Annotated in this window: 9 protein-coding genes and 1 pseudogene; 4 read left to right on the top strand and 6 right to left on the bottom strand. The window is 41.4% G+C overall.

Annotated elements, in window-relative coordinates:
- A partial coding sequence (locus G3O08_RS15555; RefSeq protein WP_394352326.1) for an antitoxin Xre-like helix-turn-helix domain-containing protein occupies window positions 1-278 on the bottom strand: 278 nt, incomplete at its 3' end.
- A gap of 364 nt (window positions 279-642) precedes the next feature.
- On the opposite strand from G3O08_RS15555, the gene G3O08_RS15550 reads away from it, so the two are divergent.
- Window positions 643-834 (top strand): hypothetical protein, encoded by a 192-nt coding sequence (locus tag G3O08_RS15550; protein WP_163286306.1) that lies wholly within the window; start codon window positions 643-645, stop codon window positions 832-834.
- 17 nt (window positions 835-851) lie between these two features.
- On the opposite strand, the gene G3O08_RS15545 is transcribed toward G3O08_RS15550, so the two are convergent.
- Window positions 852-1,175 (bottom strand): type II toxin-antitoxin system PemK/MazF family toxin, encoded by a 324-nt coding sequence (locus G3O08_RS15545; RefSeq protein WP_163286305.1) that lies wholly within the window; start codon window positions 1,173-1,175, stop codon window positions 852-854.
- Between the two features lie 8 nt (window positions 1,176-1,183).
- Window positions 1,184-1,402: a hypothetical protein gene (locus G3O08_RS15540; RefSeq protein WP_163286304.1), complete on the bottom strand. Its 219-nt coding sequence runs from the start codon at window positions 1,400-1,402 to the stop codon at window positions 1,184-1,186.
- 559 nt (window positions 1,403-1,961) lie between these two features.
- On the opposite strand from G3O08_RS15540, the gene G3O08_RS15535 reads away from it, so the two are divergent.
- Window positions 1,962-4,502, top strand: coding sequence for a heavy metal translocating P-type ATPase (locus G3O08_RS15535; RefSeq protein WP_163286303.1), 2,541 nt, complete (start codon window positions 1,962-1,964; stop codon window positions 4,500-4,502).
- Window positions 4,503-4,954: 452 nt separating this feature from the next.
- On the opposite strand, the gene G3O08_RS15530 is transcribed toward G3O08_RS15535, so the two are convergent.
- Window positions 4,955-6,769 (bottom strand): BspA family leucine-rich repeat surface protein, encoded by a 1,815-nt coding sequence (locus G3O08_RS15530; RefSeq protein ID WP_163286302.1) that lies wholly within the window; start codon window positions 6,767-6,769, stop codon window positions 4,955-4,957.
- Between the two features lie 461 nt (window positions 6,770-7,230).
- On the opposite strand from G3O08_RS15530, the gene G3O08_RS15525 reads away from it, so the two are divergent.
- Window positions 7,231-7,788 (top strand): DUF6252 family protein, encoded by a 558-nt coding sequence (locus G3O08_RS15525; RefSeq protein ID WP_163286301.1) that lies wholly within the window; start codon window positions 7,231-7,233, stop codon window positions 7,786-7,788.
- Window positions 7,789-7,881: 93 nt separating this feature from the next.
- Window positions 7,882-8,091: pseudogene (locus G3O08_RS15520) on the top strand (hypothetical protein); the annotation flags it as partial.
- A gap of 437 nt (window positions 8,092-8,528) precedes the next feature.
- On the opposite strand, the gene G3O08_RS15515 reads toward G3O08_RS15520, so the two are convergent.
- Both G3O08_RS15515 and G3O08_RS15510 read right to left on the bottom strand, forming a co-directional pair.
- A complete protein-coding gene (locus tag G3O08_RS15515) occupies window positions 8,529-10,568 on the bottom strand; it encodes a T9SS type B sorting domain-containing protein (RefSeq protein WP_163286300.1) in 2,040 nt (679 codons plus the stop codon).
- Window positions 10,569-11,030: 462 nt separating this feature from the next.
- Window positions 11,031-12,863: a T9SS type A sorting domain-containing protein gene (locus G3O08_RS15510; protein ID WP_163286299.1), complete on the bottom strand. Its 1,833-nt coding sequence runs from the start codon at window positions 12,861-12,863 to the stop codon at window positions 11,031-11,033.
- Window positions 12,864-13,367: the final 504 nt, after the last annotated feature.

The following is a 13,367-nucleotide window of genomic DNA, read 5'->3' as shown; positions in this document are numbered from 1 at the left end:
TTAAAGTAATCTGCATCGCCAAAAACTTCAATTCCCCTTTTTTGTAACTGTGCGATTTCTAAAATTCGTTCTGAATAAGGTTGTTCAAACGATCTGCCTTCTTTTTTGTACCGTTGTAATGTTCTTTCGGTAAGATGTAAAAATGAACTCCAGTCTTTTATGGAGTAAGGAGTTGTGGTAAGAATTGAGTTGAATAATGAGTATTCAACGCCTATTCTGGTTAATCGAATCAATTCAATTGTGTCACCAAGGATTTTATTTAATGCTTTTATCGACATAGAATACATTTTGTCGTAAAAATACTGAAAATTGTCGTACTTATCAAATTATAGTCTTCTAAAATACTTAGTTGTTCTGCTCCGCTATTTGGCGGATGATTTTCCTTCCGACGGTAGCAGTTTGAGGCTAATAACTCTGCGGTTAGGTCATCAATTGATGGATTGGGTTCGGACATTTAATATCTCGTTTTCACAGACTTTTTAATTGGTGAACTCCTGGATAACCCTAAAAGTGAAATTTTAAAGCTTAGCGCACTTAAAAGGATATGACTACTTTTAGAAGACTGCGGAAGACATTCATAATATGGGCATTACCGCGGTACTGATTTTTTAATTGAAGCATTTCTTTTTGTAACTTCACATTATGAAAACATCAACTTTAAAAAGACACCTCATTGAAATTGCTGAAAAGCTAACTCCTGAATCTACTATTGAAGATATTTACGCACACCTTTCATTACTCACAGATATTGATGAATCAGAAAGACAGGAGAAAGCCGGTGAAACGCTTACCCAAAATCAGGTTCAAGAAGCTTCTGCAAAATGGCTGAAGTAATATGGTCGTGGGGGCTGTTACTTCACCAATTTCCCGATAAGCACTTTAATTTTTTCTCTAGTAGGTTGATCTACCGTACCCATTCTCATTTCAACCAATTCTTTTTGGAGTGTTGCAAGTTTATGAACACGAATTGCTGATGGCAATTTTAAACCCGATTCATTCCAGTCATCAACTTTAACATCAAATTCTGTGTCATATAGCCTACTGGTAATGCGGCACAAAAGGATATCATCGTCCCCAAAATCGTTTACCACAAGTGCCGGTCTGCGTTTAAAACTTACTCCATCTGTAAATGGAAATTTCAACAATACAACATCTCCAAAGTGCAGCTTTTCCATAATTGGTCTTACAAATCGTCGTAAACCGAATCAGAATCAGAATACCCTTCTAAAAACTGATTCTGTGTAGCTTGATTAAAAGAATGGTCGTCTTCACAATCAACATCATCAATCAGAACGATTATCCGCACAGTAGCATCATCTTTCCCTTTTAAAATAGATTGCAACTTATAAGGAATGTCAATGCGGTTGTTCTTAATTTTAGATTTAAACTCTATTGCTTTCATTGGGTGAATTTTATTCAAATATAACGAATTCTTGCTCACTTTTCACACTTATGCTATTGTCCGATGGATACACATTTTGTTCATGTACACTTGAAATATGACTAAACTTATAGATTGGTGTGGAGTCATTGGCTGGCTTCTATTTATTTGCGTCCTCAAGTATGCTCCTATCGCTATTTCTGGCAATAGCTGGAAAATAATTCCGGTTGGGATTTTCTTATATTTGACAGAAGTTTTTATAATCGTGACTGCGTGACGGTTGACACCGACGCAGTTTAAGGTGGGAAAGCCTGCGGGAAGAATTTCGCTCGACGACTTACAACCAAAATCTAACAAAAATCATCTCTAATTATATAAGAGAACTTAAATCCTGTCACGTAAATTTGTATCTTAGTGTCTGTCTATAAAGTCCAATATCTTCGTTATACTTGCTCTGAAAATAGTCATCCTGACGTTTACAGTCAGGACTCCTTATTTTCAGAGCTGCGCATGCCTTGATCTTGAAGTTTATAGCCGAGACACTTGAGTGCATTAACAGACTCTATTTAACTCAAGCAAAATGCTACATACTTACAAAATATCCGGAATGACTTGCAATGGCTGTAGAAGCCATGTAGAGAAAACACTTAGCGAAGTAGAAGGCGTGCAGAAGGCTTCTGTCGATCTTGAAAAAGCGGAAGCTACCATTGAAATGGAATCCCATATTCCAATTGAAAAATTTCAGGAAGCCTTGAAAAACGATGGTGGCAATTACTCCATTCATAAAAGTGAAGCAGAAAAGCATCGCCACGAACATCAGAAAAAATCCAAAATCGCAGATGCTGACAAATTGTTGATTTCGTCAGTACCCAAAGAGAAGGGCACAGGCAGCTTTTACTGCCCAATGCATTGCGAAGGCGATAAAACCTACGACAAGCCCGGCGACTGCCCGGTTTGTGGAATGGACTTGGTAGAAGAGCAAAGTCTCAAAGCCACAAGCAGCGAGCAATGGACTTGCCCAATGCACCCCGAAGTAGTAAAAGACGAGCCGGGATCTTGCCCAATTTGCGGCATGGATCTGGTGCCTTTGCAACCCGATATTTCTGCCGAAGAGAAAACCTATAAAAAGCTATTGAAGAAATTCTGGATAGCACTAGCTTTCACACTTCCCATTTTTCTTATGGCCATGAGCGAAATGATTCCGAATAATCCGCTTTACGACCTAATGGAACAGAAATACTGGAACTGGGCACAGTTCGCGCTTTCTATTCCTGTTGTTTTTTATGCGACTTGGATGTTTTTTGAGCGTGCTTATCGAAGTATTAAAACGTGGAATCTCAACATGTTTACGCTCATTGGGATCGGCGCAGGAGTAGCTTGGCTATTCAGCATTTTTGGAATGCTCTTTCCTGACTTTTTCCCGGAACAGTTTAAAACAGATTCTGGTGCTGTGCATGTGTATTTTGAAGCGGCAACGGTTATTCTTACGCTTGTGCTGATGGGGCAGGTTTTGGAAGCTCGGGCGCATAGCAAAACCAACTCGGCAGTGAAGGAATTGCTCAAGCTGTCGCCAAATAAAGCCATTCGTGTGGTAGACGGTAAGGAAGAAGAAGTTGCCATTGACAAAATTGTAAAAGGTGATATTTTACGGGTTAAGCCTGGCGACAAGATTCCCGTCGATGGCGTAATTACTGAAGGTGAAACTACGGTTGATGAGTCGATGATTTCGGGTGAACCGATTCCCGTAGAAAAAGGTGAAAACGACAAAATAACCAGCGGAACGATAAACGGCAACCAGTCATTTTTGATGAAGGCCGAGAAAGTGGGAAGCGAAACCCTGCTCTCACAAATTATTAAAATGGTAAACGATGCGAGTCGTAGCCGTGCGCCCATTCAAAAACTGGCAGACACCATTTCGGGTTATTTTGTGCCTGTTGTTGTTGCTATTTCAGCTATCACCTTTGCTGTCTGGGCTATCTGGGGTCCCGAACCGGCTTATGTTTACGCCTTGGTAAATGCCATTGCGGTTATGATTATCGCCTGCCCATGTGCGCTCGGGCTCGCCACGCCCATGTCGATTATGGTAGGTGTGGGTAAAGGTGCTCAAAATGGTGTGCTGATCAAAAATGCCGAAGCACTTGAAAAAATGGACAAGGTGGATACCTTGATTGTTGACAAGACCGGAACCATCACAGAAGGCAAACCAACTGTAGAGAAAATAGGCGCTTTTGTTACGCGTTTCCGCGAAAGCGAACTCATTCATCTCATTGCATCGCTCAACAACTCGAGTGAGCACCCGCTTGCCGAAGCCACCGTGAAATATGGGAAAGAAAAGGAAGTTGAGATTTCAAAAACAGAAAAGTTCAATTCCGTTTCCGGAAAAGGAGTGGAAGGAATTGTGGACGGGAAAAAGCTCGCACTGGGAAATGCGAAAATGATGGCGTATGCCCAAGCAAAGATTTCACCGGAAATGGAAAGCGAAGCTTCAGCATTTCAGAAACAAGGTAAAACTGTTTCTTATTTATCGGTTGATGGCGAAGTATCGGGATATGTGGTAATTGGAGACAAAATCAAAGCGACGAGTGCAAAGGCTATCAAAGAACTTCAGGAAAAAGGGATTGCTGTAATTATGCTTACGGGAGATAATCACGATACGGCGCAGGCTGTAGCCAAAGAGCTCAATCTCACAGAATTTAAAGCTGGTATGCTTCCCGAAAACAAATTGGAAGAAGTCAAAAAATTGCAAGAAGCCGGGAAAGTAGTTGCAATGGCCGGCGATGGAATTAACGATGCACCCGCACTTGCCCAAAGCGATGTGGGAATTGCGATGGGAACTGGAACCGACGTAGCCATTGAAAGTGCCATGATAACGCTGGTTAAAGGTGATCTTCACGGCATAGTGAAAGCACGGAACTTGAGCGATGCAGTGATGAAGAATATTAAAGAGAACTTGTTTTTTGCGTTGGTTTACAATTCATTGGGCGTGCCGATTGCCGCCGGTGTGTTGTTTCCGTTTTTCGGGATTTTGCTTTCGCCGATGATTGCAGCTTTGGCGATGAGTTTTAGCTCTGTTTCTGTCATTGCGAATGCGTTGAGGCTGCGGGGGAAGAAGATAGGATAGGAGTTTTTGGTTCTTAGTTTTTGGTGATTGGACGCGGTGAACGAGTTTACTTCTGTAAGACTACTTTCTCGTTTTTGTTCATAAGCTCGTAAAGAAATTCGGGTGCCAGATCTGCACCATTTGGCCATTCAAGTGTCCAATTGTCAAAGTGTTAAGGTTAATGTTTTTGAAAAAGGTTTTATCCTATATGGGTTCGACTTTACTTGGAACTTCTCCTTTCTGACATTTAAGCCATTTGGTGTTCTAAGTTCAGCTTCTTGCTTACCCATTCAAAAAACACCTAAATGGGGTGTCCAGATTCATTGAGAAAGTCTCAAATAACAACGAACAGTAATCGCTTATTACTTCTGGTGAAGAAAGGCAAAACTCGAGTTACTTATTAAGGACTTTTCTGGACAGCATAATATAGAACCTGATGCCTATTTACATGAGATCAATTCATCTATCAAATACTACTCCTTAAGCACTTTAACTGAACCGTTCAAAGTTCGGACGAAATACATTCCAGCAGCCAATTTCGATAAATCAAGAGATACTTCATTTTGTGCCGCCCTGTTTATTGGCGTCCCAGCCGTAACTTCCCGTCCGAGTGCATTGAAGATTCTGATTTGTTTTAATTCGGTGTCATTGCCTTCTATCACTATTCTCCCACTTGTAGGATTGGGATACGCCATGATGAGATTATTCTCATTCGAAGAACGGACGTCTGCCGACAAAAGAAGTCCACATTCTCCACCGCTAAATTCGTCTCCAGCAATTGTCCATCCTTGTGCAATGATAAGCGAATCTCTGAAAGCAACAGCTTCGGTGCCGAACTCTAATCCGTAGGAGCTCATTTGTATTCCTGTTACAGTGGGATTATTCAAGCGAAATCCTGCCAGCGTAGCAGAATAGTGATCGCAATCCATACCGCAATCGTTAAAGGCATTGACCAATATCACACTCGGGTACAAGATCCAGCTACCCAGGTTCTGATTAAAGGAACTGGCGTCTCTAAACATCAAGACCATGTTTTCTACATTGGACACATCCCAACCGGAGATGTCCTGATTAAAAGCTATAGCTTCATTAAACATGACTCCCATAGTATTTACGCTCGATACATCCCAACCACTAATATCCTGATTGAAAGAATCCGCCCCACGGAACGTACCATCCATTTCTTGCACAGAGGTAACATCCCAGTTTCCAATATCCCGGTTAAAGGCGCTGGCACTTTCAAACATACCTGTCAAATTGGTCACATTTGAAACATCCCAAGCATCGATATCTCCATTAAAGAAATCGGTATTGGCAAACATATAATTCATATAATTCACATTGGAGACATCCCAACTAGCAAGATCTTGATTGAAAGAAGTAGCTCCATCGAACATATTCCGCGTGTTAGTAACATTTGATATATCCCAGCTATCGATGTTTTGATTGAAAGATGCAGCGTCCATGAACATCTCAGTCATGTCGAAAATTCCGGAAACATCCCAAGCATTAATGTCCTGATTAAAAGCTTCAGCTTCTTTAAACATTCCCTCCATGGCAACAACATTAGACACATTCCATTCGGACAAGTCCTGATTAAATAAAAGGGCACCGTAAAACATTTCTTCCATATCCGTTACATTGGATACATTCCAATTGCTGATATCTTGGTTAAACGACTCTGCATCATAAAACATGAGGGACATATCGGTGACGCTTGAAACGTCCCAATCTCCGATATCCTGATTAAAGGAGCTTGCATTGGAAAACATTCGGGACATGTCTGTGACATTGACTAGGATAGGTACGTCTGTCGCACTGATGTCGGCATTCACACACCCATGAAGAAATTGGCTCATGCTCGTCCAGAAAACACCGCCCCATTGCACCACATCTGTTAAGCGAAGTCGATCGGGACCATGAGCTATATAAAAACGATTAAGGTTGTTCGGAAGAATCTCCAAAGTTACTACATCTCCTGCTTCTATTGATAAGCCTGAAAGGACGACACTCGAATACTCCGGATTAAAACTTCCGCTACCGTTATTTCCGGACGGACTTGCACTCCAGGAATAAAATACATCGCCTTCGGTAGATGCTCTAAACTCTATCTCATCAGATGCTTCGGGAAAAGTCCACTCAGTAATGAAATTTTGGCTGAAGCCAATCTGGGAAATCATGACACAGAGAGCTAGCATGAGAGAATGTCTCATAATTGCCAAAGCATTTATACCAGTAGGGTTATCTTTCGGGAAATTCTTATTTGGTTGGTGCAATATTCGTTTCATATCGTTCATTTTGGTTACTATTAGTATTTGGCTCCATTCGAACTTTTCGAAAATAAACCGCCTTCTCACTTGCGTTTCTCTACTTTAGTAATGTACCATACTTCAAAATTCCATGTATATTTTTTAGCCTGTGCCTATGGATTGTTTAAGCGGCAGAGCATGTATGGGAAGATAAGTTGCGCAGCCAAATGCCTCAACAAATTTACGATTATAAATGAGAATAAAAAATTATCTAAAAGTAGTTTTATTGAAATTTTATGGTGACTCCCTAAATTTGATATTCCCAGATAGCTACCTGAACTAATATAGCATCATAAATTTAAAATATTGCTATACAATAACTTAAGTTTCTAATACAAGGGTTGGGTTTGGAATTTACTGAGAGATTTAATACCTTTATAGCATCAAATAATTACTCACAAAAATTAGATTATAGATTGGTAAAAAAAAATCAAAACCCTATGAAGTACGTATTCAACACCTTATTTTTAACCGCTTTACTTTTAACTTTTACAGCTTGCTCTGACGACGACGAGAGTCCTTCCACAGGATCCAATGGCGATGACACTGGACATGGTGGGAGTGCCTCATTTACTGTTTCTGGCGATCTGGAAGGAGAACACACCGGAATCGCTGATTTCAGAGCATTTGAAATCAACGGTATTCACACATGGGACATCACGCTCATAGATCAAAATCCAATAACGTTTAATATCTCATTCGCACAAACGGGTGGTGAATCGATCGATGCGCCAACTGTTGGAGTCTATCCATTGGAAGTCAGTCAAGATGAAAACGTATATTTAACTACCTACGAGCATTTTGACGGCAACCCTTTCCAGGGTGAGACTTACACCGCTGGTATTGACGGTACTTCGGGTGTTATGGAAATCACCACATCAACCGAATCTCTGATTGAAGGAACCTTTTCATTCACCGCCGCCCGATTTGAAGACGGTCAGATCGTTGGTTCAATAGAAGTAACCAACGGCGAGTTTAGTGCCGTTCCTAGACCTTAGAATAATAAGCGCTTGTTTAGAAATTTGAAGCTTTCTTAAAGTATGCTGAACTGTCGGCTTATTGCGATGTTTGCAAGTAAGCTAAAGCACTGAAATGTGACAGATGCAGTGATGAAGAATATTAAAGAGAACTTGTTTTTTGCGTTGGTTTACAATTCATTGGGCGTGCCGATTGCCGCCGGTGTGTTGTTCCCGTTTTTCGGAATTTTGCTTTCGCCGATGATTGCAGCTTTGGCGATGAGTTTTAGCTCTGTTTCTGTCATTGCGAATGCGTTGAGGCTGCGGGGGAAGAAGATAGGTTGAGAGTTCTTGGTGATTGGTTCTTAGTTATTGGACGATGTCGACGAGTTTATTTCTGTGTGATTACTCTCGGAGCGATTTAAGCATTTATTGATGGTAAGTGCATCTGTACAGCGCTTTTGGTTAGTCGGAACTTCTCGTAGCCGCGCGATTCATCGCGCGGTGAGAGAAGTATTACATGTTTAGGTTGTGGCGGTATTTTTGCTTTTTCGCAAAAATGGTGACAACTTAGCGGAGCGTTCTCACAACCGAAGGGCGTAGAATTGGGTCGCAAGCAATTTATTTCTGTGAAAATACTTTCTGATCTTCGCTTACAAGATCGTAAAGAAATTAGGGAGCCAAATCTGCGCCATTTGGCCATTCAGGTGTTTAGTTCGAAATTTTTCGAAAGATGTTTTATCTTTTAAGGGTTCGAAATAGTGTTGTTCTCTGAAATTATCTCAATCTCTAAACAGATTGACTGTGCCTGATTGGTTAAGCGCTTCACTAAGAATAGTTTCATATTGAACAATCCAATTATAAACACCTTCCGTTACAAGTTCACCCGCGATAGTCCCATCCCACCCTTGAGATAGATCGTTTGTTTCGTAAATCTGCCTACCCCAACGGTTGAACACAAAAAGCTTTGCCCTAGTAATTCCCTTCATTTGTAATGCTGCAAACACTTCATTCATTGCATCACCATTTGGCGTGAACACATTTGGCATGGTCAGTATGATTTCACAATCGTAAAAATCGAGTTCGAAGGTGTCAGTGCGGGAACAAAGTGAATCATAAAATTGAACCCAATAAATTCCCGGCTGATTGATTGTGCGAATAGCATCTGTGGAATTGTCGCTCCATAAGATATTATAATTTGAAGGGTTCAAGCGGATATCCAATTCAGAATTATCACACAGCTTTATTAAGCTATCAATTTCCAAACGGGGAAGTGAATTAAAATCAACTGTGAAATTGCGATAAGTCGTACATTCTTCCTGCGAGATTACCACATCATAATCTCCTGCTTCATCAACATCTAAGGTTGGCGTTGTTTCTCCAGTATTCCACAAATAGGTGGCATTGGAAGTTGAAGCATCCAAAATAACCTGACTTTGATCGCACAACGTAGTATCCGCTTGAACCGGATTAATATCCAGCTTGTACTTAGCGAAATAGGTATTCCATCCCATGCCGCCCATTGTCAATAATGCTTCGCCTTCATCAGGATCAAAATCGACCGTATATCGAAAACCGCCAGCCATATATTGATGTTCGTCACGCACTACCATTGATGTAATTGACGGGCCGCTGCTGCTTCCGCCAATTTGTTTTACGCTTACAAAATTTCCATCTATATCATACCTCGCCATGTAATGCGTAAATGCAGATGCGACATTAGATTGCAAGAAGGCAATGGCAGACGTAGGATCAAAATCGGCACTCACCAAACTTCCAGTGAGATAAATGTTGTCTCTGCAATCTATCTCCATATCGTAAACTGGGCAAAAACCACCTGTAAGGCTTTTTGCCCAGATGAAATTACCATCAGCACTAAACTTTGCAAAATAGGCTGATGTGGCGAGGCCGCCAAAAAGATAACTCTGCCCCGGTCCCGGGTCGAAGTCGGCGGTTTGTTTGAAATTTCCAGCGATCAAAATATCACCTTCAGTGTTTTCACGAATACAGATGTACTCACTTGGAGAGCAACAGCCGTAACTATTGATGTTAAGTCGTTTTGCCCAAATTAATTCGCCAGCTGATGTATAACGTGCAAAAAAGCGATCGGCAGGACCTTCTGCTTGCATCAGGAATTCATCAGGTCCAGGATCAAAATCTACCAAATTTCCAAAATACCCAGAAAGCAGGATGTCTCCATTTTCACAAATAGACATATCAGTCAGATCGCCAATGTTGCTTATCCCACTAAGAGACTTACCATAAATCAGATTGCCATCAGGATCAAATTTTGCCCAAAAGCCGCCACCGTTTTCGCCATTCAAAATGTACGCTTCGTCGCCGGGGTCGATGTCTATATTTCCATAAAAGCGGCCAGCTAGAATAATGTTTCCCGCATTGTCGCAAAGCACTTTATTCGGAATGGCTGCAGAATTTCCATAAAATTCCCTGGCAAAGATGAATGCTCCGTTTGAAGCATATTTGGCAAAAAAGGCAAAAGGTCCATTTGGACTTGACTCTCCAAGGATATATTCTTCTGGTCCTGGATCGAAATCTATTGGCTTCACGCCATATCCGGTGAAAATTACGTTGTCATATTGATCAACGGTGACCGAATTTCCGTAAGCATTCCACCCCGAAGGAAAAACATACGCCCACTGAAGATTTCCGTTCGTATCGTATTTTGCTAAATATGGATTTTGATCTGGAGTGCGTAAAATTAGCTGGTTGTCTCCAGGGTCAAAATCAACAGAATCAGTAGAATATCCAGTGATGATAATATTTTGATCTGAATCTAAAGCGATGTCCCTAGCTAAGGACATCCCGGGTTCAAGGTTATCAATTGAGGATGTTCCATAGCCTTTCAAGCTCTTGGCCCATACGTAGGATTGAGCGTGAACACTTATAGCAATCGCGCACATAAATGTGACAGACAGAAAATGCCGCAGGTAAGTACCTAGTGGTGAATATGTCGGCATGGTCATTTCAAGTGCATGGTTGCGATTCCAGTTAATACTTTAAATTGCCCTAACAATCCATTAATAGACAGATTATGAAGGTGCTATAAAAATATTGATTGGATCAAAGTCAAATATAGACAATAACTATATCGGTTTTATAAAAGGGAGTCCTAAAAAGAGACTTTGCTTGTAAAGCCAGATCTGATATGGTGTAAACTAAGGAGGTAAAACTAATTACATCTAGAAGAGATCTCCCGAATGCCGAGAAAATAAAAAAGCCCCTTCCAATTGCTCGGAAGGGGCTGAAAATTTCAACCTAAACGATTATTTCGTAACCAGTACTTTTTGCGCATAAGCCTTATCGGCTGTGTCGATGCGCAAGATATACTGACCTGCGGCCAATGTATTGGTTTCAACGCGCGTCATAGTATTTACTACGTTAATTCGCTCAACCACACGACCAGTTATATCCATTAATGAAAGGGTAGTTTTGTCAATGTTTCCATCGGCAAAACTTACGAGGAAATGGTCGTTAGCTGGATTCGGGTAAACACTGATATTGGAGTTAGAAGAAACTTCTTCAACCGATACGGTGCCTCCGAAAGCTAAATCATCCCAAAAGTAAACTTGTTCTCCAGCATCTGAACCCAATGTTCCGAAATTGAAGAAAATAACCAGCTGGTCATAATTGGCATTCAAATCCAAAGCTGGTTGTCCAGTTGCGGGATTATTGAAATCGAACACCAAAGTTTCCCATTGCATGGCAACAGTGGTGGTAGTCTCTGTTTCTGTTGCAGGCCCACCACCGGCAGTTTCTACTTTTAGTCTAACTGGTGTGTTTGCATTCGGCGCCCATACCCGAACAGACATAGTGGTATTTCCCGCCGAAAAAGGCACAGGATTTGCCAAGGGGCCAGCTCCGGGCACTGTACCCGCAAATACATCGGCTGTGTTAGATCGTACAGTTTGACCCACCATATTGTTGGGATCTGTAGGATCTACAACAATAGTAGTCGCCGTCCCTGCAAAGTCAGTAAAGCCGAATGGATCTCCTTCGAAGGTTATAGGTAGATCGAAAGGTTCGGCAACGGAACCATCTCCAAACGCGAGGTCATCCCAGAAATAAATTTGCTCCCCGGCATCCGCACCAGTGGTTCCGAAATTGAAGAAAATAACCAGTTGGTTATAATTGGCATTCAAATCTAAGGCGGGCTGGCCTTCTACCGGATTGCTAAAATCAATAACCAAAGTCTCCCACTCCATAGCTACCGTGGTGGTAGTCTCTGCTTCAGTAGCAGGCCCACCACCGGCAGTTTCTACTTTCAACCGCACGGGCGTATTGGCATTTGGTGACCAAACACGCACCGACATCATCGTATTTCCTTCAGAAAAAGGTACCGGGTTCGCCAAAGGCCCACCTGGAACTGTTCCAGCATAAACTTCAGCAGTATTAGATCGTACAGTGCGGCCAACCATATTGTTGGGATCTGTAGGATCTACAACAATAGTAGTTGCTGTCCCTGCGAAATCGTTAAAGCCAAAAGGCTCTCCTTCGAAGGTGATTGGTAGGTCGAACGGATCGCCTCCACCGCCACCGGTGCCGCCAACAAAGGTCATATCATCCCAATAGAATGTTTGTTCTATTGAAGTACCCGTCGGCTGATTAAAATTGAAGAAAACAGATGCCTTGTTGTAAGAACTACCGAAATTAATGGCTGCTGTTCCCGGCGCTTGTACTGCAAAATCAAACATAACTGTTTCCCAGCCCATGGCAACTGTCGAAATCGTTTCTGTTTCCACGGATACTCCTGGGTCTGTCGAATTTTCCACTTTCATTCGCATCGGTAGCCCAGCTGTAGGCGACCAGATACGAACCGACATAATGGTGTTTTCTGAATCGAAAGGAATTGCCGTATCAAAACCAACTGTGCCGCCTACTGTAGTACCCGCATAGGTTTCGGCTCCAGCCGTACGAATGGTTTCCACCACCTTGTTGCCGGCGTCTGTCGGATCGGTAATAATTTGAGAGGCGCTACCACCAAAATCAGTGAGGCCATAATCGAGCGTTGTAGATTCAAAATCTACTGGCAAGTTGAGCTGTCCAAAGCACGCAGTGCTCGCAGCTAAAAAGAAAAGAAGAATAGAATTTTTCATCATAAAGGAGTTTTTTTTTAAAATAGCCAGATTAGTCTTTCTAATCCTGGGTTTTATGTATAAAGTTAAGAATATCCTAACATAAAGAATAAAAAAATGCGCATTTCATCAATCCGAAAATTTCTGGCGTACCTCAGCGACGGTCTCTATAGTCATGAAAACAAATTTTATTGATGAATTCGGATATAGTCAATTGAATTTTTTTTTAAAAAAAAAATCGCTTGAACTTAGATGGCCTGGAAGCTTTCCGCTAAATTGGTCTAATGGTTGAGTAGAAAACAATTTCCAAAATGTTATACCTACCCACATATGCTTACAAACAAATGGCGTCATTGCACTTTTGAAAAAATACAATATTCCTTATATTTTGAAGGATTCAAATTAAATGAATGAATTGTCAAATAATGAAAGCAATTATATACTTACTCAACATGATGGCAATTAGCTTGATGTTGTTCACTCAAAAGAGCTAACCCCCGCTATTTTGACCTAGTAATCAATAATAAA

Origin of the sequence: Cryomorpha ignava (genome assembly GCF_010686655.1) — a bacterium.
GTDB lineage: Bacteria > Bacteroidota > Bacteroidia > Flavobacteriales_D > Cryomorphaceae > Cryomorpha > Cryomorpha ignava.
The sequence above is the reverse complement of the archived record's forward strand: the minus strand, read 5'-3'. Positions and strand labels throughout refer to the sequence as shown.